21 protein-coding genes, 1 tRNA gene and 2 rRNA genes are annotated in these 24,950 nt (G+C 43.5%); 14 read left to right on the forward strand and 10 right to left on the reverse strand.

Annotation, left to right across the window (positions count from 1 at the left end):
• Positions 1-6: 6 nt before the first annotated feature.
• From CD05_RS19695 to CD05_RS19700, 3 genes are all read right to left on the reverse strand, one after another.
• Positions 7-927 carry an HNH endonuclease gene (locus CD05_RS19695; protein ID WP_051588908.1) on the reverse strand — a complete coding sequence of 307 codons (921 nt, stop codon included), beginning with the start codon at positions 925-927 and terminating at the stop codon, positions 7-9.
• A gap of 90 nt (positions 928-1,017) precedes the next feature.
• The gene (locus CD05_RS0109125; protein WP_028510252.1) at positions 1,018-1,524 is read right to left on the reverse strand and encodes a hypothetical protein; all 507 of its coding nucleotides are present in this window, start codon (positions 1,522-1,524) and stop codon (positions 1,018-1,020) included.
• The gene (locus CD05_RS19700) at positions 1,499-2,317 is read right to left on the reverse strand and encodes a hypothetical protein (RefSeq protein WP_051588909.1); all 819 of its coding nucleotides are present in this window, start codon (positions 2,315-2,317) and stop codon (positions 1,499-1,501) included. Before CD05_RS19700 ends, CD05_RS0109125 begins: the two co-directional genes overlap by 26 nt.
• A gap of 59 nt (positions 2,318-2,376) precedes the next feature.
• On the opposite strand from CD05_RS19700, the gene CD05_RS21135 reads away from it, so the two are divergent.
• The 10 genes from CD05_RS21135 to CD05_RS0109180 all read left to right on the forward strand — a co-directional run bounded on the left by CD05_RS21135 (position 2,377) and on the right by CD05_RS0109180 (position 12,511).
• A complete protein-coding gene (locus tag CD05_RS21135; RefSeq protein ID WP_242841247.1) occupies positions 2,377-2,832 on the forward strand; it encodes a leucine-rich repeat protein in 456 nt (151 codons plus the stop codon).
• Between the two features lie 316 nt (positions 2,833-3,148).
• A complete protein-coding gene (locus CD05_RS0109145; RefSeq protein WP_028510254.1) occupies positions 3,149-3,622 on the forward strand; it encodes a DUF6557 family protein in 474 nt (157 codons plus the stop codon).
• Positions 3,623-3,676: 54 nt separating this feature from the next.
• Entirely contained in the window at positions 3,677-5,308 is a 1,632-nt protein-coding gene (locus CD05_RS0109150; protein ID WP_028510255.1) for a WYL domain-containing protein, read from the forward strand.
• A gap of 18 nt (positions 5,309-5,326) precedes the next feature.
• Positions 5,327-5,842, forward strand: a complete 516-nt coding sequence (locus CD05_RS0109155; RefSeq protein ID WP_028510256.1) for a YqiA/YcfP family alpha/beta fold hydrolase — start codon at positions 5,327-5,329, stop codon at positions 5,840-5,842.
• A gap of 34 nt (positions 5,843-5,876) precedes the next feature.
• Complete coding sequence (locus CD05_RS0109160) at positions 5,877-6,635, forward strand: DUF6557 family protein (RefSeq protein ID WP_028510257.1); 759 nt, start codon at positions 5,877-5,879, stop codon at positions 6,633-6,635.
• Positions 6,636-6,747: 112 nt separating this feature from the next.
• Positions 6,748-8,040 carry a hypothetical protein gene (locus CD05_RS21140; RefSeq protein ID WP_051588910.1) on the forward strand — a complete coding sequence of 431 codons (1,293 nt, stop codon included), beginning with the start codon at positions 6,748-6,750 and terminating at the stop codon, positions 8,038-8,040.
• Positions 7,989-10,184, forward strand: coding sequence for an SNF2-related protein (locus tag CD05_RS19710; protein WP_347495385.1), 2,196 nt, complete (start codon positions 7,989-7,991; stop codon positions 10,182-10,184). The genes CD05_RS21140 and CD05_RS19710 overlap by 52 nt, the downstream gene beginning before the upstream one ends.
• Complete coding sequence (locus CD05_RS18090; RefSeq protein WP_051588912.1) at positions 10,181-11,290, forward strand: AAA family ATPase; 1,110 nt, start codon at positions 10,181-10,183, stop codon at positions 11,288-11,290. The genes CD05_RS19710 and CD05_RS18090 overlap by 4 nt, the downstream gene beginning before the upstream one ends.
• Positions 11,283-11,807 (forward strand): hypothetical protein, encoded by a 525-nt coding sequence (locus tag CD05_RS0109175; RefSeq protein ID WP_028510258.1) that lies wholly within the window; start codon positions 11,283-11,285, stop codon positions 11,805-11,807. Before CD05_RS18090 ends, CD05_RS0109175 begins: the two co-directional genes overlap by 8 nt.
• Before the next feature lie 128 nt (positions 11,808-11,935).
• Positions 11,936-12,511: a VWA-like domain-containing protein gene (locus CD05_RS0109180; protein WP_028510259.1), complete on the forward strand. Its 576-nt coding sequence runs from the start codon at positions 11,936-11,938 to the stop codon at positions 12,509-12,511.
• A gap of 32 nt (positions 12,512-12,543) precedes the next feature.
• On the opposite strand, the gene CD05_RS18095 is transcribed toward CD05_RS0109180, so the two are convergent.
• Genes CD05_RS18095 through CD05_RS0109200 form a run of 4 tightly spaced genes read right to left on the reverse strand, consistent with a single transcriptional unit; the run spans position 12,544 to position 16,500 of the window.
• Positions 12,544-12,948: an SLOG family protein gene (locus CD05_RS18095; RefSeq protein ID WP_051588913.1), complete on the reverse strand. Its 405-nt coding sequence runs from the start codon at positions 12,946-12,948 to the stop codon at positions 12,544-12,546.
• Complete coding sequence (locus CD05_RS0109190; RefSeq protein WP_028510260.1) at positions 12,941-13,354, reverse strand: hypothetical protein; 414 nt, start codon at positions 13,352-13,354, stop codon at positions 12,941-12,943. Before CD05_RS0109190 ends, CD05_RS18095 begins: the two co-directional genes overlap by 8 nt.
• 15 nt (positions 13,355-13,369) lie before the next feature.
• Complete coding sequence (locus tag CD05_RS0109195; RefSeq protein ID WP_028510261.1) at positions 13,370-14,221, reverse strand: hypothetical protein; 852 nt, start codon at positions 14,219-14,221, stop codon at positions 13,370-13,372.
• Positions 14,218-16,500, reverse strand: a complete 2,283-nt coding sequence (locus CD05_RS0109200; protein WP_028510262.1) for a PHP domain-containing protein — start codon at positions 16,498-16,500, stop codon at positions 14,218-14,220. The genes CD05_RS0109195 and CD05_RS0109200 overlap by 4 nt, the downstream gene beginning before the upstream one ends.
• A gap of 1,069 nt (positions 16,501-17,569) precedes the next feature.
• On the opposite strand from CD05_RS0109200, the gene CD05_RS0109205 reads away from it, so the two are divergent.
• From CD05_RS0109205 to CD05_RS0109220, 4 genes are all read left to right on the forward strand, one after another.
• On the forward strand, positions 17,570-18,775 hold the full coding sequence (locus tag CD05_RS0109205) for an IS110 family transposase (RefSeq protein ID WP_028510263.1): 1,206 nt from the start codon (positions 17,570-17,572) through the stop codon (positions 18,773-18,775).
• Positions 18,776-19,233: 458 nt separating this feature from the next.
• Positions 19,234-19,527 (forward strand): helix-turn-helix domain-containing protein, encoded by a 294-nt coding sequence (locus tag CD05_RS0109210; RefSeq protein ID WP_028510264.1) that lies wholly within the window; start codon positions 19,234-19,236, stop codon positions 19,525-19,527.
• Between the two features lie 364 nt (positions 19,528-19,891).
• Entirely contained in the window at positions 19,892-20,272 is a 381-nt protein-coding gene (locus CD05_RS0109215) for a hypothetical protein (RefSeq protein ID WP_028510265.1), read from the forward strand.
• 110 nt (positions 20,273-20,382) lie between these two features.
• Positions 20,383-21,591 (forward strand): tyrosine-type recombinase/integrase, encoded by a 1,209-nt coding sequence (locus tag CD05_RS0109220; protein WP_028510266.1) that lies wholly within the window; start codon positions 20,383-20,385, stop codon positions 21,589-21,591.
• A gap of 123 nt (positions 21,592-21,714) precedes the next feature.
• Here CD05_RS0109220 and CD05_RS0109225 read toward each other — a convergent pair.
• The 3 genes from CD05_RS0109225 to CD05_RS0109235 all read right to left on the reverse strand — a co-directional run bounded on the left by CD05_RS0109225 (position 21,715) and on the right by CD05_RS0109235 (position 24,935).
• Positions 21,715-21,790 (reverse strand) — tRNA-Asn (locus CD05_RS0109225).
• Between the two features lie 45 nt (positions 21,791-21,835).
• Positions 21,836-21,952: ribosomal RNA gene (gene rrf / locus CD05_RS0109230) — 5S ribosomal RNA — on the reverse strand.
• Positions 21,953-22,012: 60 nt separating this feature from the next.
• Positions 22,013-24,935: ribosomal RNA gene (locus tag CD05_RS0109235) — 23S ribosomal RNA — on the reverse strand.
• Between the last annotated feature and the right edge of the window lie 15 nt (positions 24,936-24,950).

Consider the following 24,950-nt stretch of genomic DNA (forward strand, 5'->3'; position numbering starts at 1 on the left):
ATGTACTTATTTTTTGAAGATTTTTGACCTGTGGAATCTAATAAAAAATAGCATTTCCTCTGAAAAATACTTTTCATTGATTCTCATATCTGAATTTATGTTTAAGAACATTTTATTTGATTCATCTATTTTTGATGAAATAATTATATTGCCTGAATCATCAAAAGAAATATAACCCGAGTCAAATAATCTATCGTGATTGGGACAAAGCAATAAACCATTATCTGATGATAGTTTTTCGTTTTCATCACTATCGCTCCATGGTTTGATATGACTTGCAGTAAGCAATTCAGGCATATTTACTCCGCAAAGACAGCATTTACAATCAAACTTCTCTAACAGTTTTTCTCTGAACTTACTCTGATTGACACGAACCTTTACAACAGCTTCTTTTTCTTTGCCGACAAGCTTTTCTGTAGTATCATCTACGTCATATATAAAACTGGCTCTTTGGCTTTCATATGATTCAATATACTGAATTGTTCTTTTATTAGTTGCCTCATCACCGTACCATGCCGAACGACCTCTAAAACCACTATCTTGAGTTCTTTCTTCTTTGGGAATCAGCACAGCATACTTTGTTGTAATATTATAATCACTATGGCGCCTATTTTTTGTTATCTCATCGGGCGTAAACTGTAGATTCCTGTAAACCCTTGCATTTTTATAGTATCCTATTATTTTACCGTCTGCCACCCAAATAACCCAGATATTATCAACATATTCAGCATTTCTATCACACCCAAATTTATCCGATATAGCAAACGTTTGATTTGTGTTTTGTCCATATCCATAATATACTCCATTATGATTTGTAAAATTGTTTACCTCATGTTTATCACTATAAGAACCGCCGCCCTTGATACTATCATTTGCCATTCCGTTATAACTATTCATTTCTCCAATATTGCAATACAGTATTTTCATATGCAGTCCTCCTTTTGTCACTATAATATAGTTTTATTATACCACCTCCGAAACATTTTGTCAACATTCACCAACAAATTGCATATTTCTTCATTGTTCTTTTCTGACATTTATCCCCGGCTTATCTCCACTAAACACCAGCTCGTACAGGCTCGGGTCTTTCGCAAATGTGTGCGCCTGCTTTTTGTCAAGCTCAAACCTTTCGGGAATATGGCTCATATCCTTAATCCCAAGCTCGCAGCAATCAAGCTCAATATGCGGCTCGCAGCCCCACATACTAACCTCACGGATAGTATAGACCTTGCCGTCTTCTATGATGACCCTCACCGCAAAGTTGCCCTCTATGTAGTGGACAAGCTCCCCGTTTTCTGTGTCCCACACAAACACTATACCGCTCTGCCCAGAGCAGATGTCGGCACAGCAAGCGACTAAGCCGCCGCAGATGTCTGCACCTATGTACTCGATATCAACAGCATCTTTTCCTGCAATATCTCCCCACACAGCGGCGAGGGTATCAAATGTAATATTCTGCCGCCTGCCGTCTATGGTTATCTCAATAAGGCTTGTCCTGTTATGTGTTATCCTTGCGCTTATCATAATAAACCTCCTCACTCACGCCGTATTTGCTATAAATAAGCTCAAAGTATCCTTTCATATCAATGTCTCCCACGCCAAAGCTGCACACACCCGATTCGGTGTCAATGTAGATATTGTTTAAAGGCGAACTGCTGCTTTTGCCGTGATCGGTGCTTAAAAAAAGTATCTGCTCATCATTGTAGCTTTCATAGAACTCGCCTAAGTCCGAACCCGTCCTGAAAATATGCGCTTTCTTGTCAGAAGTTATGAACCTGCATTCACGAAACGGCTTGTCTTTCCCTGCACGCATATCTGCCAGTATTCTCTGCTTGTCGGGCTTAACTCTCTCTGCTCTGAATATATCAACATCAACTCCCGTCACCTCAAGCCTTGCACAGCAGAGCGCATAATACAGCTTGTGGTACACCGCAAGATTCGGGCAATAGCGCTTATCTGCAAACACGAGCATACCACGCCCCTCAAAGAATTCAAGAATAGCCGCCGCACAGCCGGCACTTCTGCTCATGCCAAAGTCGCACTGGCAAATGATGTCCTTGCCAAGTGCAAGTGCCTTGATGATGAACCTCGCAACACTTGCCGCATTCGGGAAAAAGTGCTCGTAATCGTAGTTGGTCTGCATCTCGGTAATGTCGTTGTCATTTAACGGTATCCTCATCACCATAACATCACTTTCACCGAAAAACACGGGCTTTGCATACTCATCATAAAAACTTATAACAGCTGTGTTTTCAGGCAGACCCTCTGTCTTTATGAGCTTTACTATCTGTCTTCTTGACATTATACTTATGTTCACTGTCATTCTCCTTTCATTGGTTGCTGTAATAAAGGATAGCACAAGGGGCGTGCGTTTTTGTGCACACAGCACGCATTACAATAATATATAGAAAAGGAGGCATCTTCATGAACTATACTGATTTTAAAAAGATGACCGGAGCAATTCCTGAAACTCAAGGATTTAAATACAGCCTTGTCTTCTTGTGGCTTTATCCTTCAATGCTGCCGTTGGGCGTTGTGTCTATAAACGGCTGCAATGATAAAATCGTCAGGATACCCCAAATGACAGTTAATTCCTATGGCAACAGTGTTCCTGTGATAGCTGTAGGCAATTATACTTTCGGTAATAACAAAAATGTCAGCGACATAATACCAAGCCCACAAACAATAAGAATAGCCGGTCATGCGTTTTCCGGCTGTACTGCATTAGAGAGGATATTCATTCCGAATTGTATTGAGATGATTGGAAAGAACGCTTTTGAAGGCTGCACCTCACTTGCATATATATATATACTTCGGCGGCAGCCCAGATGATTGGAAAAAGATCAAAACCGGACCGGGTAATGATCCTCTTCTGCACGCAAAAATACATTACGGCTGTGAATATCCTGAGTGCCAAATACAACAAGGGTGAAAATTCGTACTCGGAAGTTTTGTTCACAATTTGTTGACGAATTAGATTTTCAGATATGCTATGATATACACAGAGGAAAGAAAACGACCTTGATAAAGCGCTTTAGGGGCTGTGTGCCTGCACGTACAATGTGCAAAATTTTGCACATTGTATCATTTATAATAAAAACATCAGCAAAAGACACAAACCAACCTGACCGAAACGGAGGTATTTAAAATGAACGTAAGAAACTTTTTATTATCCATTGACAGAGAAGAGCTTTACAAGGCAGCCGATTACTATTTTTCCGACTATGGTAAGCCTGACGAGCTTATCGATGACCTGCTTGAGGAGTATAAGCACACTGAGCTTTCCAAAAGAGTCGGCAGGATAAATGCAGAGATAGATAAAAACGGCTCTGTAAATACCAAAATAATCTACAGCGAGAATGATTATGAAGCTGTTGATGTGGCAAAGTGGTATTATACATTAAGTGCCGAGGTGGACGATGAGCTTGCAGACAAGATAGGCAGAGCCGGACTTGCAGCAGCACTACTTGGTGATATGACATATTACGGCGTTGATGAAACAGAAAGAGATAAAGAGATAGAAAAAGTATTTGAAGAAGCAGAGAAAACTAAAACAGAGAAACGTTCTATTCTATCCGACATAGGCAGTATTGACATTCCTATTGAGATACAGATAGTATAATGATACCGGTCAACAATAGAAAACAAGCATAAAGCCGAAACGGAGGTATTTAAAATGAAAGATCTCAGAGATGCAGAACTCACTCACAAGGAAGCGGCACTTTTCATAATCATTGATTTCCTGAGAAAGTATGTACCCAAGGACAGACAGCTCACACAGGATATGATCTGCCGGGAGATCGAGCGTATCTACGGCATGAGCATAAAAAGAAGAACTCTCGCCAAGAATCTTGAAATACTCAGGAAAGTCGGCTATGTGTTCGACGAAAAGAATCCTTACTATCTTGTCAGCGGTGAATTTACCGATGACGAGCTGCTTGTGCTCATCGACAGCCTTATATATACAAATGCCCTTTCGACCGACTCTGCGACCGAGCTTGTTGAAAAGCTGACAGACCTCGGGAGCAACGAGCTCGCAAAGAATAAAAAGCATATCCTCGCAAAAATGAAAGCCTGTTCTGACAAAAAAGGCAAGGACGTACTCGGCACCTTTGAAGAGGTAAACAGAGCGATAACCAACAAGCACAAGCTCAGCATAAACTATAAATTCATCGACAAGGACCTCAGAGATGTGCTGAAATACCGCAAGGCAGTTATGGCAAGCCCCTATGAGCTTATTCTTTCAAACAACAGATATGTGCTTATCTGCGCCATTGACGGTGAAGATAAGCTGACAAACATCTACCTCGACAGGCTCACCGTAGCGACCGAATCGGAGAATGAATATATCCGCCCGATAACCAGTATCCCCGGATTTGAGAAGCAGGGGGCTTTGCTTAACTACATCAAGGCCTCCCCTGTTCTCAGCTATAACCGTATGGAGCGCTTCACTATCAGATGTGACAATGACATAATACCGCAGTTTTTAGAGGACTTCTACGGCGAGGTAAAGCTCGACAAAGCCAGCCCCGAGAACGACTGCTTTTATACGGTATTCAGAGTATATACCACAAGGCAGTATCTCAAGCTGTCAATGCTGCCTTATCTTGACAGGATAACTGTGCTCAATAAAACAGACTTCACAAATGACCTTAAAGAGACATTCAATAAAGCAATGCATAATATGCGCTCTATCAACGTTCCAAGAGACAGAAGATATTTATTTGCTGATTTTGATGAAGCTTTCAAACTCACAATTGCTGATCGCCGCAAATTCTTTAACGGGCATAATCTTACCCATGACCAGATCAACAAACTCAAAGAGCTTGATTTCATTGAAACTCTCAGAGTTCTACACACAGATCTTACAGGCACAGATTATCTTGAAGGGCTTGACTGCCTTGAAAACCTTGCACTTATCGACTGTAAATATGAGCCTGAATATCTGCTTAAATACAGGCAGATCAAAACACTCACATTAACTAATCTCGATGAAAAGACAGCAAATGTTTTAAAACAGCTTACTCAGCTCGAAAAGCTCGAATTAGATAGTGACTACCGTTTTCGAGGAGAAAGGAACCCCACCTCGTTGATTGAAGACATTTCGTTCATGGCTGATATGACTAACCTTAAAAGCCTTAAAATCAATGGGTTTATAATCAAAGATGCAAGCGCTTTCTCACAGCTTAGAAATATAAAACACCTTAGCATTGCAGAATCTATTATTTCCGAGCAGACATTGGAGGAGATAAAAGCACTTCTGCCGGACTGTAAGGTAAATGCTTTACGCAATAAAAGTATAGACTAATAAAACGGAGGTCACATTATGAAAATACTTAACATACACGGATACCATGGAAGCACAGAAAACAGCGCATACAAAGCTCTTAAAGAACTCGGCTGCGAGATAATCTCTCCGCCTATGGACTACGACGGCAAACGTCCGGGCGATATTGCAGGCGAACTAAAAGAGCTTTATGATGAATACCGTCCCGATGTGATAGTCGGGACAAGCCTCGGCGGTTTTTTCGCATCTGTTCTCTGTGCAGAGCGCAGCTGCAAAACCATTCTTGTAAACCCGTGCCTTATGCCTTTTCTGATGTTTGACTTTGAGACAAGAACACTTGTGGGTATGTTCGGGGGCTTCAGCGATATCCGCACAAAGAATGTAAGCTGCATTGTCGGTGGGAACGATGAAGTTCTCGGCGATCACAAGTTTACGGAAAGGTTGTTTGGCAACGAGCGCTTCCGCCGTATAGAAGGCGCAGGCCACTCGGGAGCAACGTTACCTCTGAAAGAATACTTTGCGGAGGTACTTGTTTACTACAAAGGGCTGAAATGATAAATGCAAACAAAAGTTTAGGAGTGATAGTATTATGCCAACAAGAAAACTACACACCGTCAAAGAGCTTATAGCTTCATGCGACAGGGAAAAGCTGTGCAGGCAGTACCTTGCCTTGTATGAACGACCACCTGAATACACTACAGTGTATCTGCCCTACTTTATGAACAAGCTGTATGCTATTGAGCCATTCCCCTCGTCAGACCATATCGTGATAAACACTATTGTCTGCGAGGGCGGGCTTGATGATCTCGACACCGAGAGCTATGTGTTCAGAATAGACGATATAGTTAGATTTTTCGAGCCGATAGAAGCCTTTGACAAGCCCGATGCATCGCCCGACGAGCTTTTTTCTGCGCTGCAAAGCATACGGATCAAACGCCCCGAGAACGAACCAGGCAGATCACTCAGCTATCCCGGCTGGGTAGAGGGCTTCTCTTATGACTTTACCGAATGGGAGCATATACTCGGCTGGCGTGTGCCGGACTTTGCTTTCTCGGAGGATAACAAATATGACTATGCCACCGTGATACTTGCGCAGATGACGGCTTTTGGATTTGATGAAAGCGATGTCATCGAGCATAAAAACGCCATTGTAAACAGCCTTGAGATGATACATAAACTTGAAGCCGAGCCGCAATGCGAGCTGCCCGAAGGTGCGAGAGTATCCGTTTGCAGCGTAGAAAATGCAGACACTTTGCCGCAGCCAAGCAAAACAGACCTGTTTGAAGCGATAATGCAATACCGGGCTGTCAAGCAGGTATATAATGAACTGACAACGGACGCTGAATGATCAGCGCCCGTTGATTTTTTCAATATAATGGTTCAAATCATAGGTATGTGCAGAAAAATGAACACCGCATCATTTATACTTAGTATATCAATAAAGCAAAGGGGCGGTCGTTATGACGAGCAGTGCAGAAAAGACTGACTTATTCTCTGCATTTATTACAGAACTGAAAAAAGAATACGGGCTTCTGGAAACGGCAGACCTCAGAGGGCTTATACTTGACATCAAGCATATCCAGCGCAGTGCTGACAGGCTTGCCGATGAAAAAAGAGCCGAGATAGAAACCAACCGCAAAAAAGAAGAACATATCAGTCAGATAACATCTATGGAGCTGCCGCTTGATTATAACAATGCATACTCGACAGATGAAAGAGCATTGGGTGTTTTTGCAGAAACGATAGATGACGGGTTTATAATGTGCCTTAATACACTCGGCAAGGTGGATATTGAATATATCGCACAGATATGCTCGACCGACATCAAAACTGTTATCCTGAGCCTAAAAGGTGCAATATATCAGGACCCTGATACCTGGCATGAATGCTTTTATAAAGGTTGGAAGACATCTGACGAATATCTCAGCGGAAACCTTATGCGCAAATTGGAAACAGCCCAGGAAGCAAACATTAAATACAACGGTTATTTTGAGGATAACATAAAGGCAATAAAAAATGTGCTCCCTGCGCCGCTGCAGTATACAGATATCTATGTCACACTCGGTTCGCCTTGGGTACCTGCCGAAATGATAACGGATTTTATAGAATATATTATAGGAAACAATCCACGGATAGTGCATTATTACGATAGTACATCAGGAGAAAGAAAAGTCAGGATAAGAGATTGTGTTATCCACGATGAGATAACAGGATACTGGAAGGTAGAAAAAATCTATCAGCCGTGTGTATCACGGTACTGCACCAACAAGCTTTCCTTTGAACGGTTAGTGGAGCTTATGCTCAATATGCAGGAGATATGTGTTTATGATACTGTCACAAGAAAAAAATCAAAGAAAAGCATTCTCAACGAAGCAGACACTATCGAGGCAAATGAATGTGCCGACCGCATCAGAAAAGAATTTGAGAAATGGATATGGTCAGACACCTCACGAAGATACAAGCTCGTAAGTATATATCAGGAGAAGTTCGGCAGCCTGCGCAAGCGCTGCTATGACGGCTCATTTCTGACGTTCCCCGAGCTTTCTTCCGATGTGCAGCTATATCCGTATCAGAAAAATGCTGTCGCACGGATACTCTTTTCCCCCAACACACTTCTTGCACACGAAGTAGGCGCAGGAAAGACGTACATAATGATAGCCGCAGGTATGAAAATGAAACAGACGGGCATTTCAAAAAAAACCTGTATGTTGTTCCCAATAATCTTACAGAGCAGTGGAAAAGCATCTTTCTGAAGATGTACCCGAATGCAAATCTTCTATGTGTCACGCCCAAAACCTTTGTTCCAAAGCGCCGTGCGGATATTCTCAGCAAAATACAACATCAGGAATTTGACGGGATAATCATGGCATACAGCTGCTTTGATATGCTTGAGATATCTGATGTTCAGAGCGAAAAAATGCTGAAAGAAAAACTGACGGAGATAGACAGGTATCTTAACACCCATTCTGCCGCCAAAAGTGCTGTAAGAGTGCGTGAAAACATAATAAAGTCACTTGATCATCTGTCACATAAGATGATAAACACAGATGTCCTTCCCGGTTTTGATGAGCTGGGCATTACAGGATTGTTTGTTGACGAAGCGCATAATTACAAGAATATACCGCTCAACACAAGATCAAAGTTTAAAGGCATCAACACAACAGGCTCTGCAAAATGCAAATCCATGCTTGAAAAGATACGCACGGTGCAGAAGCAGAATAACGGAAGAGGTGTTACTCTTGCTACGGCCACACCCATAACAAATTCCGTTTCCGACTGTTTTGCTATGCAGACATATCTTCAGCACGGAGAGCTTAAAATGCTCGGGCTTGATCATTTTCACAGCTGGGTGGGAATGTTTGCCGAAGCTAAAGAAGAATTTGAGATAGATGTTGATACTTCGCAATACCGTATGTATTCAAGGTTCAACAAATACAATAATCTTCAGGAATTGATAACGCTTTTCTCCATGATTACAGATCATCAGAAGACCGACATTTCAAATAACCTGCCAAAGCTCGGCGGATATACAAACTGCGTTGTCGCCAAAACTCAGGCTATGCAGATGTATTTAGATAATATATCACAGCGTGCAGATGATGTGCGTTCGGGGCTGACAAACCGCAGAGATGATAATATGCTGAAAATAACGACCGACGGCAGAAAAGCCGCCCTTGATATACGTCTTGTTGAGCCAGTGATAAATACATATGTTAATGTATTTGCTACCAAGGTATACCGCTGTGCGGAAAATGTATTTGAGATATGGGCAAGCGACCCCACACAGAAATACACACAGCTTGTATTCTGTGATATCTCCGTACCAAAGCAGAGCTTCAATATCTATGACGAATTAAAAAGGCTGCTTATAAATATGGGTATCCCGGATGAACAGATAGCATTTATCCATGATGCTGATACAGAGGCCAGACGAGCATCGGTATTAAAGAAAATGAACGATGCAGGCATAAGAGTACTGATAGGCTCGACATTCAAGCTCGGCCTTGGCGTGAATGTCCAGACGTATCTTAAAGCACTTCATCACCTTGATGTTCCGTGGCGGCCTGCGGATATGACTCAGCGTGAAGGAAGGATACTACGTCAGGGAAACACAAACAAAGAGGTGCAGATATTCAGATATATCACAGAGGGCAGCTTTGACGCTTATTCATGGCAGCTCCTTGAAAGCAAGCAAAGATTCATCTCACAGCTTATATCGGGCGACTATGCACAGCACAGCGGTGACGAAGTAGATAATACCGCCCTGTCATACGGTGAAGTCAAAGCGCTTGCCGTTGGTGACCCGATGATAAAAAAGCGTGTTGAAACGGCAAATGAGCTGACAAAATACACGGTACTCCAAAAGAAGCTCACACAGCATTATGAAGACCTTCGTATCCGTGCTGCAAATATCCCTACCGAAAAAGAAAAAGCTGTCGCTGCCCTTGAAAAGTGCTTTGCAGATATTGAGTATTTAAAACAGCAAACAGCACTTATATCAAAGGAAGAACGGCGAGCCGTTCGTGAAAGCATTGCAGCGGCCATTATAGCTAATGCAAGATCTGAAAAGGAAGTGTATATATGCAATTACAGAGGTTTCTCGCTGTATGTGCCTGCATACATGATAGAGGAACGACCGAGGATAAAGCTGAGTCATAAAGGGCAGTACCGGGTTGAGCTCGGTGAAAGCTCGCAGGGCTATATAGTGCGCATAGACAACCACCTTGAAAGCCTACCGAAGAATGCCGAAAAACTCAAAACAAAGATCTACGAGCTTAACAATGAGCTTGAGCAGGCAGACTACAGCCTAAAGCATCAGGAAAGCTATGTCACACAGATAATAGAAACAAGAAACAAACTTGAACAGATAGACAAAAAACTAAGGAGGAACAAATGATAAATATGGATATGCAGACGATACCTCTGCTAAGTGTTAATGAAATGTGCGATCAGCTGAGCCGTGTTTATATTTCGGTCATTAGTAAAGGTGAGCCTTTTAAGCTCATTCCCTCTATAATGCTGTGGGATGCTCCGGGTGTCGGAAAATCACAGGGTATCAGACAGCTGGCTGATACGATACAACAGCAGACTGGAAAGAAAGTCTGCGTCACAGATGTGCGGCTGCTTTTGTTCAACCCAATCGACCTGCGAGGCATACCTGCCGCCAATGCAGACAGGACGCTGGCCGTATGGCTAAGACCTAAGATATTTCAAATGGACGATAGCAACGATATAATAAATATACTCTTTCTTGACGAGATATCAGCAGCTCCGCAATCGGTGCAGGCTGCTGCATATCAGATCACACTTGACAGAACAGTCGGAGAACACAGACTCCCCGACAACTGCATAGTCATTGCTGCAGGAAACCGCATAACAGACAGATCTGTTGTGTTCAAAATGCCCCGTGCGCTTGCAAACAGATTATGCCATATAGAGATATGCTGCGATCATCAAAGCTGGAAGCAATGGGCACTCTCGGCAGATATCGACCCGAGGGTCATCGGGTTTATTTCGTTCAGTCAGAAGAGCCTGCTCACAGAAGACCCTACCGAACTGCTTGCTTTTACAACACCCCGTTCGTGGGAAATGGTAAGCCATATACTTGATAATTCCGGCGGCAGTATTGATGAAATATATCCTATGATAGCAGGCTGTATCGGCTCGGGGGCTGCTATAGAGTTTCAGAGCTGGTGCAGGATATGGGATTCACTGCCTGATATTGACCCGATCTTTGAAGGTGCTATGCCGACTATCCCACAGAATACCGATGTAATGTATGCTGTAAGCGCAGAGCTTACCTACCGTGCAAGAAAACGCCGTGATGACCTTGCCGCAATATCAAATTCGATACGCTTTATAGGTACGCTGCCGCCTGAATTCGCAACAATGATACTTCGTGACTATATGGGTTTTGAGGAAAACTACAGATCAAAGCTGATAACGATACCCGAATTTGCTGATTGGATACGAAAGAACGGGAGGCTGTTGACAGATGCATGACCAGAAAGCATTTCAGGAGATATGCAGCAGGATCCAGCGCTCAAGAATGCGGCTGCTTGTCGAACACGGGTTTTACGGTTTGCTGCTAATGCACGTAAAACTACAGCTTGATCCCAGTATCAAAACAGCCGCAACAGACGGAGACAGCATTTTCTTCAGCCCCGTTTTTTTAAGCGGTTTGTCCGACACTGAGCTTGACTTTATCATGCTGCATGAGATAATGCACATAGTTCTCGATCATCTGACCAGAGCCCGTGAGTTCAAAGACAGGGAGACTGCCAATACAGCGGCGGATATCATCGTCAATTCCTACATATATGAGGAATACGGCAATAAAGCAAGCGCTGTATCTATCAATGGGAAAGAATCATTACATCGGCTCCCTGACGGGAGCGAGGGCAACAAACACTCCTTTGAAGAAGTATATCAGCTCCTGAAAAAGCAGAAAAAATCGGGAACTGCTTTATCCTCTAAAAAAAGCATAATGGCGGCAAATGCTCACGTCAAAAGGCGGTAGACGACCATACAAAATGGGATAATGCAAAAGATGACACTAAGATGAAAACAAAATGGTGCAAAAACATCTCCGATGCGGCTCAGGCAATAGAGATGCAGAACTAGGCACTTGGCTGCGGCGGTCTACCAATGCTTGCTCAGATAATACTCAAGCGGCTGCGCAGTCCTGTACTTGACTGGAAGACGATACTGTATGAGTTTATACAGCAGCAGATCACCGACTATTCCTTTTTGCCGCCTGACAGAAGGTTTTCCGACAGCGACCTCTTTCTTCCTGATTTTAACCTTCCCGAAGATTCGGTGAAAAACATACTTTTTATGATAGACACATCAGGCTCGATGAGCTGTGAGCAGATCACAAATGTTTATTCCGAGGTAAAGGGCAGTGTGGACCAGTATGACGGGAACCTCAAAGGCTGGCTCGGGTTCTTTGATGCACAAGTCGTTGCGCCGATACCTTTTGAAGATGCAGATGAGCTTCTTTCGATAAAACCTGCAGGCGGAGGAGGCACTTCATTCCATGCCGTTTTTGAATACGTCAGGGATAATATGCAAAACGATCTGCCTGCCTGTATCATAATAATGTCCGACGGCATAGCTGAATACCCTGATGAGTCCGCTGCACTCGGTATCCCTGTGCTATGGATCATAGTTAATGAATCGTCACAACCGCCTTGGGGAAAAGTGATACACCTTCCTGCATGATCTCATATATACTAACAACGGACGCTGAATAATCAGCGCCCGTTGTTTTTTGTGTAGCTGTAAACAAACACCTTTATCCCCTTTTTCTCTGCAAGCCTTATCGTAAAGCCCGTGCCCCTGCTCTCGCCGTTCCAGAATGCGATAACGGCACGGTGTTCGCTTTTGAGAATGTAGTTTATCATATCGGCATTGCGCTTTATCCCTGCGGCCTTGCCAAACCTTTGCCACTCGGGGAGAAACTGCGCTATGCTGAAGCCGTGCTTTTTTGCGTAGCGCTCGCCTGCAAGGTCAGCACCCCTGCAGCCGCCGCTCACTATCTCGCAGTCATCAACACCAAGCGAGGCAAGCGTCTGCGTTATAAAGCCGTCATACACCGCCTTACCAAGGTCTTTCTTGCCGCCGTAGATAAGTATGCGGCATTTGCTATTATCACTCATTATCTGTCACCACGTCTCTTATGCCTTTGAGCTCACGATAACGCCTGTGCAGCAGATATCCATACGCCATAGCAGGAATATGCCCCATTTGCTCTGCATTTTCCGTGCTGACAACAAGCTCGGGAAACGCTGTCATATTGCCGTTTGCATTGACGATATATTTCTTGCTGCCGCTTATATAGAAAAATGTATCCACGCCACATACAGATGCAAAACGGCATATCGCATTAACAAATCGTTCTTCATCATCATATGGAGGGCAGACAATATGAGCATTTTGGGCAGCAGCATTACCGTCAACCCTTATTTCTGTATTCTGTATCACTGTATAATCCGGATTCATTACTTTCAGCTTATGGCTAAGATCGTTAACCGCCGCCGTTGGGATAATTGCATAATTCGTCATAGCCTTGCCTCCTTGTCAAACATAAACATCACGCCCTGTCACTTTATATTTTCTCAATAGATCGTTGATGATCCAAAGGTACGCCTGATAATGATTGTAGTTGTATTTTAGCCCGCTTTCAGAATCAATATCATAGCTCACAGCTCCCCAAAAATCTTGACAATCAAAACCTAAAAGATCATTAATATCACAAAGGCCAAGCCGGGCATATACCACCTGATCATCTGTGTATTTTTCAAGAAATCTACGCACAGCAGTTTCATGATCAAACATAAAATAATGCCATATACCGTCCGAAGTGATTATAATGTATTCTTTTACATCAAAATATCTGTGTTCATTGTGTATTTGTTTTATCTTCTGCATTATCTGCGAGATCAGGGTTCTTTCGTCTATCTGCCTGTTAAGCGGAAGTATTGAGTTTATCTGTTCGGTCGACATAAATACACGAGCCTCACGCAATGCATAGTATATCTTATTGAACATCAGCCTGTCAGGGTGATAGTCTTTATCTGCAAACACCATCAGCCCGATGCCGAGGAAGTATTCATATATTGCCGCCGCACAGGCAGCACTGTATGTCTTGCCGTCAAGGCACTGACAATAGATCGTTTTATTTTTCAGCAAACTGTCCATTATGAATTTCGCCACCACCTCGTCCTGATCGCTATGATCCAAAAAACTACTTGCAAATATGTTTATATCATCATCAACATTCACTCTCAGAACAGTTGCCTTGCAGCCGCTGAGAACAAACGGCTTTTCATTTTTCCTGTAAAAGCTTATCACGGCATGATACTCTTCATTAAACCAATCGTCCTTAATCATTTCCAGCAGCTTTTTTCTGTTTATTATTTCGACTTTCATCGGTAAGCCTCCTTATCAGCCGCATAGAATTCCGTCGGGTAGTTTATCTTGTACCAAACGCATTGAAGTATATGCTTCGTTATAGCGGCACAATACGATTTTGACCAGATGTGTAATATCTTTTTCATTGATTCTATATACCATTCGGGAACACTATTTTTCCTCATGATCTCAAGCTGTTCATCGCTGAATCCTTTACGGCTCGCCTTGCCGAACTTGACGTATTCAGAGAATGCAAACGATGTTTCATAGTCTATCCCGTATTTCATAAGTGTGAGCATAATATCCTCACGAGATGAAATAAGCTCTTTTGCTGTATGCCCCTGCCTGATAAGCTGTTCTGCATTGTTTTCCCAGGTCTGCGTTCCGTGAACAAAACCTGCGATCTTTACAAGATCATTAAAATCTGCCGGCTTTACTGCTGCAATTACTTCTTTTATAAATGGGGTATTGAAATAAAACCCACCCAGACTGTCATTTTCAAAGAATGATTTGATATCAACACTTCCGATATCAATTCTGTCGGACGGAATACCTGTGTACTTTTCAAGCTGTTTCAGCATTGACAGCAGCCTACTCTTGAAAATATGCAACACTTTATTATTGTGCCCGTAAACCAGTAAACCATTTTCCATAAGAACGACGAGCTTTTTGCCTTTATTCGCATCTTCAACTGTCGAATATCCGACCGGGGTAAAGTCATATATATCAAAACTATCCGGCACTATGAACAGCGATTTCGGTCCTGTACCATACGAACTATTTACAAAGCGCAACCTTTCCGTCACACACTCTATCTTTTCGTAACTCAACATAGCTTTATCTTTATTACAGTACTTTTCTATCATTATACTGCTGTCTTTTTCACCGATCGTGCTGTCGGGAGCTCTGTAAAAGACTTTGTCTTTTCCGAACAGGTCATCTATATATTCGACCATACCCTTATAGCTATCCTCGGATACCGACAATTCAAAATGTGTTTCTCTTTCTCCGTTATAGCCCATAAAAAACTCGCAGGGAGAATTGATTCCTTCGCCCCTGAATGCTATGCTGCATTCAGGGCATAGCTTTTTTACGGTACCGTACCCCACAAGGTCAAAGCCGGTAGGATATTTCCGTTCATCGACAAATTCAACTCTTTTGCATTTCGGACACCAATAGTGTGGTGGAAGCGGGTTTGTATCCGTTATCCCAAGAAGATAAGCAGCGAATGAACTGTTTGCCGTTCCTCTGCATATGTGCAGTCCGCCAAGCTCGGCGCATTTACCCGTCAGTTTTGAAGTCAGGAGAAAATATGCCCAGCTGTTTGATGCTTCGATCTTTCTGAATTCATCAGCTAATCTTGCTTTAATGATATCCGGCAGAGGCTCGCCGTATTTATCCTTTGCCGCTTTTAAGCAGCGTTCTTTGACCTCATTCTCCGCATTGGGAAATGTGATCCTGCTTTCCTCGGGAATAGATGTAAGCTCAAAGGTTTCTATACTGTCGGCTATAAAAATAGTATTATCAATGACTATCCTTTCTGCAAGCTCACCTAAAAAAGAATACTCCTCAAGCATATCCTCGGTAGTTTTCATACAGCCCGGTTTGTAAGGCTTGTCTTTATCGTCCTGATGCAGTATATTCCAGCAAAGCTTGTCCTCCTCGGTGATACAAGCAGCGCTGCTAACTGCCACAGGAGTTTTCCCTATTTGCTGCAGCAAATCGATAACAATATGTGCAGTACACTTTAACATATCATTTTCTGATATTGACAAGCTGCTTTGACAGAGCGGTGTGATCTCGGCATAATCTATGTTTTCATATAGTTTATTCAGTTTTTCTTTCAGCACAGCTTTGTCTGAATTACAATTATTGTTTATAAACTCCCAAGTGCATTCTCTCCCGATAAGGATACCTTCTCTGTTTTGCAGTACATACTGCCAGTCGGCGCAGGGCCAGACGTCTGTATTCAGCACATTACAGTAAGCTAATGAAATAATGCGATACATATTCTTTAGCCCTGTCTTATTCTTAGCAAGCAGGGTGACATAAAAAACCTCTCCCGAAACATTCAAACAATGCAGACGCACTCCGTAGATCGGTTTTATGTTCAGATCATTTTTCTCAATGACCCTTGCCATCTTCGCCGCAGAACTGACAGAGTTCAAATCTGTTATAGCTACCGCATTCGAGCCGTTTCTCACTGCAAAAGCAACGATATCCTCCGGAGTTATTACCGTCTCATATAACGCTCCGTTTGAATGTACATTCAGTTCAATGTGTCTTCTGTCGATCATAGCTTCCTCCCGAGTATACTCTATTATCTGTAATACAGTTGGTGATTTATCTAACTGTTATTAAAAAACGGTTTCTCTTTTCTTCGTTCCGATATCATTTTATCACAGATAATGCTCATTTTTTTGCACATAGCTTCTTCTTTCATCCCAAACAAAGCAAACCTAACAATCCTGCACAAACAATTCAGGGCCACATTTGTTTAAAACTTGGAATTATCAGAAAACCGCCATAAGCCTTTAGATTTTTTCTCAGTATCTCAGAATAACTTATGAATGACAAACCCTTTTTGTATCAAAAAAATCACTGCTTTCGCCATAGGTCATTCCATATCTGCTCTGTTAAAACTATCCAAGATTGCTCACCCTTATCTGAACAACATCGCAAAAAAAGGTTACAATCTAATCAACCACTGCAAAAAACACCTTCCATATGTCCGCAATGTATGAAAGGGCAATAATAAATGATCGAATAATATTTTTCCATTTAAAGATCAGCAAAAAAATGCCTGTCCTGTAAAATATGTCAATTGCAGAATCCTATACAACACTCGACTTATACAATTCAGAGAATATATTTCGGGAAGCCTCATTTTCACTTAAAAATAGGCTTGATTTTGTAGTGTCGTATGAAGGGAAGTTTATTGAAATACAATCTGTCAAAAAGTCAGACCTGCACCACTGAAGCCAAATATACAAACCATACATTTTTCATAGGGCTGTTTTGGTAAATACGGAGATAATTATCACAGTCTCCTTGAAACCGCTTATACTTTTACCATTTTTTGTCGGAACTGTTACAATAAAGATACCGGATAAATCCATGCCTTCCAGTCATGGTTTATTCGTTCTCATTATCTTGGTATAATGGAAGCAGCAATCGGACTGACGTGTTTTCGGTACGTGGGCTTTTACACCCGTCCATAAGAGTGTCATCCGTGCTTTCGTTATGCCGTCCGGTTTGGGCAGTTTGTTCCGTCCGCAAGGGCGCGTCCGTGTTTTCCCGACAGTTTGGTTCCGTAATGAGTAAAAGTATGGGTCCGTTTGCATTTTTTTCAAAGGAGAGATCGTTATGAATGCAGTTGGTATTGATGTGTCTAAGGGAAGAAGTACCGTGTCGATCATTCGTCAGTTTGGTGAGGTCGTTCGTGCGCCTTTTGATGTATCTCATACCGCCGAGGATCTGAAAGAGCTGGCTGCGCTTATCAAGTCGCTGCCGGGCGAAACCAAGGTCTTGATGGAATCAACGGGCAATTTCTATGAGCCTGTTGCAAGGACTTTAAGTGCTGAGGGTATCTTTGTTTGTGTTGTGAACGCCTGGCTTATCAAGCAGTACAACGTCAATCATATGCGCCGGGCAAAGACTGACAATAAGGACTCTATGAAACTGGCAGCGTTCTGCATCGACTGTTGGCTGGAGCTCGTTGAATACCGCCCCGAGGAAGATATACGACGCGATCTGAAGCTGCTGAATCGTCAGTATCAGCTGAATATCAAGGCTCAGACGCAGGTGCGCTTGCACCTTATTTCTCAGCTGGAACTCACATTCCCGGGTATCAGGGGGCAGTTCACTTCTCCAATACGCAATACAGACGGGCACGAGAAATGGGTTGACTTTGTGTCGGCGTTTCCTCACCGAGATCGTGTTGCAAAGCTGTCATTATCTGTTTTCAAAACAAAATACCGCAGCTTCTGTAAGAAAAAGGGCTATCAGTACACCGAATCCAAAGCTGTGCAGATACATACTTTTTCAAGGAGTGTTGTTTGCTCTCTGAACCTTGATGATACAGTCGGATTCGTTATCGGAAACCTAACTTCACAGCTGATCATGTTAATGGAAAACAGCTTTGAGATACGCCGCAGGATGACTGAGCTTGCAGTACAATTGCCCGAATATGATACCGTTCTCGGTCTGTTCGGAGTCGGCAAAACGACTGCACCTCAGCTCATTGCGGAAATAGGTGACCCCCGCCGCTTTCACAGTGCGAAGGCTATCACTGCATATGCTTGGTTAGACACCGAGCCCGATGATTCGGGTCAGATAGTGAACAAGGGTGAGAGGCATATCACTAAGCGTGGACCTGCCTTTCTTCGCAAGACCCTGTTCATGGTGATGACTACATATCTCGAAATGAAGCCGCAGGAAGAGCCTGTGTATCAGTTCCTTGACAAGAAACGCTCCGAGGGGAAGATGTATTACGTTTACATGATCGCTGCTGCTAATAAGTTCCTGCGGATATACTATGCCCGAGTACGCGATGCGCTGAAGGAACAATAAAATGCCTATCTCAATAGCTGCTAAGTGACCATTTTGAAAATCTAATTCAATATGGTCTTTTGAAGTACGCCCTGAATTCAGTTGTTAATTGTTTGTGAATCTTTGGATTTGGGGTTGACTTTTCCTTGGCAGTCTTATGAAGGCTATGTTGCACTATCTACTTCCTGCATATATTTTGCAATAACTTCACACCAACACACTTGCCATTTGTGCAATCTAACGATTTTTCCAAAATCCCATTAACTTTTCCGTTTGTCATTCAGAATTAACTTATGAAAGGCACATATTTCTTCCTGCCTCGCCAGCAGAAGAAAAAAGTGCAAAGTCACACATCAAATCGTTCAGACCCGAAAGGAGGAAACAGCAGCATACATTAAAACCATACAAAACAAAAACCATGTTGACGCTTGACCTATCGCCAAGTCAATCAAAACAAAGATCAGAAAGGAGAATGACATTTGAATTTAACTAAAAAACAACAGATCATTTCACAGATAGTCCTGCTATTGGAGCGGCTTATCGAATCGCAGTCACCCGAGCCTGCGCCGCAGCAATATCAGAGCGAAACTCAGCATCTTGAAATGCTCACAGTCAAGGAGTGTGCCGCGCTTGTAACCGGCTTATCCGAGCACACAGTCCGACAGCTTGTTGCACAAGGAAAGATTGCCTATGTCCGTGCAGGCAGCGGTGTGAGGGGCAAGATATTGGTGAGCAAAGCGTCGCTGCTAAATTATCTTGGAGTAACAGATTGAACGCAAAAGAATGACCCTGCCGAGGACGGCAGGGCAGAACGTGTAAATGCATTTTTTTGAATTTTAAGTTTTCATAATTACGCAAGTACAGAAAGTCCCGGCAAAATACCGGCACTTTCCCGCAGTGATCAACGTGGTTGACCTCTGCGGTGTTTAGAGACTTTGCAGCCCTAAACGCAGGCTCGAAAAAAGCGAACCATTAGAACGATAATCAAAAAGAAAGGATTGATGAAAATAGCAAGAAAAAACAAAACGCTCCGCCGCAAGGAGATAGTGTATTCGACGAAGGAATGGGCACAGATTGAAAAGCAGGCTGCCGAGTGTCACTTGAAAACCTCAACTTTTATTAGGGCGATGTCGCTGAATGGTGAGGTGGAAGCTGAGGGAGGACTATACCGAAGAGCCGCTCAATGCGAGGATAAGTATGATTCAGGTTTTTGCAAATCCTGCGGAAAATCAGCTTGATGTTTACAAACTCTCGGAGATGTTAGCTGTCATAAATAAAGATCATATTTCGTCGATCGGTGATCTGGAGGGGAGGATACTGCGGTTGAAAAAAGAGTATGAAAAGTCTGAGAGTGAGAAATGTCGGGAGAAGCTGAAGGAGTATTTGGATATTCGGGATACTTACAATGAGATTTCTAAGGGTGACTATATCTCCAAGCTGGCAGAGGAAGAAAAACTCCGCAGGGAGAAGGAACAGAAAAAGCAGCCATACAAAAAGAAACCGAACAAAAGGCGATAGAAAAAATGGCGTGTTCCGATCACACACTCTTGACAATCTCGATTTAAAGTGCTAAACTAAATATAACGGAACACGCCATAAAATCTACACATCAAAAGGAGAGATGTTTTATGGCAAACGTGACAAAACGAGGAAACTCTTACAGAATTAAGGTATCGTGCGGATATGACGTACACGGAAAGCAGGTAATACAATCAAAATCATGGAAACCGGATGAGGGAATGAGCGCAAGGCAGATCGAAAAAGAATTACAAAGACAGATCGTGCTTTTTGAAGAGGAATGTCTGCAAGGGAATGTCATAGCGACTATTAAGTTTGAAGAATTTGCAAAGCAATGGTTTAAAGAATATGCTGATAAAAAACTTAAAGCGCAGACGATAAGGGGCTATCACTATTTAGAACCCCGCATATACAAAGCACTCGGGCATTTAAGGCTTGACAAGATAACGCCACGTCATGTTCAGAAATTTGTTAATGAGCTTTGTGAAATGAAGTGCGGCAATAATTCCGAAAAGAAATTATCCTCCAAAACTGTAAAACTGCACCTATCGCTTGTATCGACGATTTTTGACTATGCGATAAAAATGCAGATGATAAAGGATAATCCATGTAAAAATATTACACTCCCCTCTCCCGACAGAAAAGAACGTAAAATATACACAGTCGAAGAAATAAAGCAGATACTTGAGCTTTTTGATTCTGAGCCTATAGGCAATTTTAAATATGTAGTGTTTTTTACTCTTGCGCTTTACACAGGTCTTAGGCGTGGTGAGCTTTTAGGACTTGAATGGAAGGATTTTGATTGGAACAAAGGAATAATGACTGTCAGCCGAAACTCACTTTGGACAAAAGAAAAGGGTATGTACACAGACACACCCAAAACCGAATCAAGCATCAGGAGCTTAAAGCTTCAGCCCGAATTGATCGATATATTAATGCGCTACAAAGATTGGCAGAACAGCTACATAATTGATTTAGGTGACAAATGGCAGGTCACAGACAGGCTCTTCACCACCTGGAACGGATCACCTATGCACGTTACCTCCCCTGCCGATTATCTCAAAGAGTTTTGCAGGAGAAATAATATACGTTACTGTTCACCGCATTCATGGCGGCACTTAAACGCCACGCTTATGATCGAAAGCGGTATCGATGTAAAAACTGTTCAGGCGTGTTTAGGGCATTCCGAGCCTACAACAACAATGACCTGTTATTTACATTCATTTCAGTCAGCACAGGCAGCAGCAATGGACGCCGTTGCAAATGCTATCAGGATCAAAACAAAAAAAGATACAGCACAGAAAGATACAGCAAGCTGACTATAAAATATCTGGTCATTACAGTTTTGAAATAATAATGACCAAACAAAGACCACCCGCAGATAACAGCAATAAAAAATCGGGCGGAAACAACGCATTTACGTCATTTCCGCCCGATAAATATGGCTCCCCCTGTTGGACTTGAACCAACGACAACTCGGTTAACAGCCGAGTGCTCTACCGACTGAGCTAAGGAGGAATATACAGATAAAGAGGATATTATTATCCTCTTTATCTTTTTTTATTCCGGCGACTACCTATTTTACCAGGCCGTTGCCAGCCAAGTATCGTCGGCGTAGATGAGCTTAACTTCTGTGTTCGGCATGGGAACAGGTGGGACCTCATCGCTATAGTCACCGAAAGTAGGTTGATAACAACCTCAAAATTGAATAAAGGGAAGGATCTGAGAGTTTAATTAATCAAGGTCAAGCCCTCGACCGATTAGTACTCGCTGGCTAAATATGTCACCACACTTACACCTTGAGCCTATCAACCTGATAGTCTTTCAGGGGTCTTACTCTGTAAACAGATGGGATATCTTATCTTAAGGGCGGCTTCACGCTTAGATGCCTTCAGCGTTTATCCGTTCCGCACATAGCTGCCCAGCCGTGCCACCGGCGTGACAACTGGTACACCAGAGGTGCGTCCATCCCGGTCCTCTCGTACTAGGGACAGCTCCTTGCAAATATCCTACGCCCACGACAGATAGGGACCGAACTGTCTCACGACGTTCTGAACCCAGCTCGCGTACCGCTTTAATTGGCGAACAGCCAAACCCTTGGGACCGAATTCAGCCCCAGGATGCGATGAGCCGACATCGAGGTGCCAAACCTCCCCGTCGATGTGGACTCTTGGGGGAGATCAGCCTGTTATCCCCAGGGTAGCTTTTATCCGTTGAGCGACGGCATTTCCATTCACATACCGCCGGATCACTAACTCCAACTTTCGTTACTGCTCGAACCGTCATTCTCGCAGTTAGGCTCGCTTTTGCGTTTACACTCAAGAGCATGGTTTCCATCCATGCTGAGCGAACCTTTGAGCGCCTCCGTTACTCTTTAGGAGGCGACCGCCCCAGTCAAACTGCCCACCTAACAATGTCCCCCGACTTGATTCAAAGCCGCAGGTTAGAACTCCAGCACTCCAAGAGTGGTATCCCAAGGTCGACTCCACACGACCTGACGGCCATGCTTCCCAGTCTCCCACCTATCCTGTACATGAAATACCGAAGTCCAATATTAGGCTACAGTAAAGCTCCATGGGGTCTTTCCGTCTAGTCGCGGGTAACCGGCATCTTCACCGGTACTACAATTTCGCCGGGCAGGTTGTTGAGACAGTGCCCAGATCGTTACACCATTCGTGCGGGTCAGAACTTACCTGACAAGGAATTTCGCTACCTTAGGACCGTTATAGTTACGGCCGCCGTTTACCGGGGCTTCAATTCAGAGCTCTCACTCCTCCTCTTAACCTTCCGGCACCGGGCAGGTGTCAGCCCCTATACGTCATCTTTCGATTTAGCAGAGACCTGTGTTTTTGCTAAACAGTCGCCTGGGCCTATTCTCTGCGGCTTGATCACTCAAGCACCCCTTATCCCTAAGTTACGGGGTCAACTTGCCGAGTTCCTTAACAACCCTTCTCCCGTTGGCCTTAGAATCTTCTTCCTATCTACCTGTGTCGGTTTGCGGTACGGGCGCCTTAGAAATACACACAGCTTTTCTTGCCTCTATCTATGATGACTTCTCTACTTATTTTCGATCCCTTACGACCGGGTCAACCATCGCCCGGCTTCATCACTTCTAAAGTGTCCCTGTGCTTAACTCTTTCGGCGGCTACGGAATTTCAACCGTATGTGCATCGGCTACGCCTTTCGGCCTCACCTTAGCTCCCGGCTTACCCTGAGCGGACGAACCTTCCTCAGGAAACCTTGGATTTTCGGCCATTATGATTCTCACATAATTCTCGCTACTCATTCCGGCATTCTCACTCGAATAAAGTCCACCATCGCTTCCGCTATGACTTCACCCCTTATTCGACGCTCTCCTACCACTCATTCTTTTGAACAAAACCTACTAATACCTTTCTAACCTTATCGTTGAATTTGAACGCCTTCGGCGTTGTTCGGTACTAATCTGCTTTGTTCAAAAGAATGAATCCCAAGCTTCGGTGTACATTTTAGCCCCGTTGAATTTTCGGCGCAGGGTCACTCGACCAGTGAGCTATTACGCACTCTTTTAATGTATGGCTGCTTCTAAGCCAACATCCTGGTTGTTTATGCAACCCCACATCCTTTTCCACTTAAATGTACTTTGGGACCTTAGCTGTGGGTCTGGGCTGTTTCCCTTTTGACAACGAAACTTATCTCACGCTGTCTGACTCCCATGAATCGATTATCCGGCATTCTTAGTTTGATAGAGTTCAGTAATCTTTCGACCCCTAGCTCATTCAGTGCTTTACCTCCGGTAATCTGTCATGAGGCTAGCCCTAAAGCTATTTCGGAGAGAACCAGCTATATCCGAGTTCGATTGGAATTTCTCCGCTATCCACACCTCATCCCCGGTCTTTTCAACGAACGTGGGTTCGGCCCTCCATGGAGTTTTACCTCCACTTCAGCCTGGACATGGATAGGTCACTCGGTTTCGGGTCTATTGCATGCGACTTAACACCCTATTAAGATTCGCTCTCGCTTCGGCTCCGTACCTTAAGTACTTAACCTTGCCACATACAATAACTCGCCGGACCATTCTACAAAAGGTACCCGATCACACTTTGACGTGCTCTCGGTGCTTGTAAGCACAGGGTTTCAGGTTCTTTTTCACTCCCCTCCCGGGGTTCTTTTCACCGTTCCTTCACAGTACTATTCGCTATCGGTCATCAGTTAGTATTTAGGCTTGGAGGATGGTCCCCCCATATTCCCACAGGATTCCTCGTGTCCTGCGGTACTCTGGATACAGCTCGCTGTCTCGTCCTTTCGATTACATGACTATCACATTCTTCGGTATGTCTTCCCATACATTTCATCTAGAACTTGACAATGCTAAATGCTGTCCTAACCCCGAAAGTATTGCTACTCTCGGTTTGGCCTCTTTCGCTTTCGCTCGCCACTACTCACAAAATCTCGGTTGATTTCTTTTCCTCGCCCTACTTAGATGTTTCAGTTCAGGCGGTTCCCCTCACATACCTATTTTATTCAGTATGTGATGCATGGATATTGTCCATGCGGATTGCTCCATTCGGATATCTGCGGATCAATGTTTGCTTGCAACTCCCCGCAGCTTTTCGCAGCTTACCACGTCCTTCATCGGCTCCTGATGCCAAGGCATTCTCCCTGCGCTCTTATTAGCTTGACCATTTTGAATTATGCT

It is taken from the genome of Ruminococcus sp. NK3A76 (assembly GCF_000686125.1).
Taxonomy (GTDB): domain Bacteria; phylum Bacillota; class Clostridia; order Oscillospirales; family Ruminococcaceae; genus NK3A76.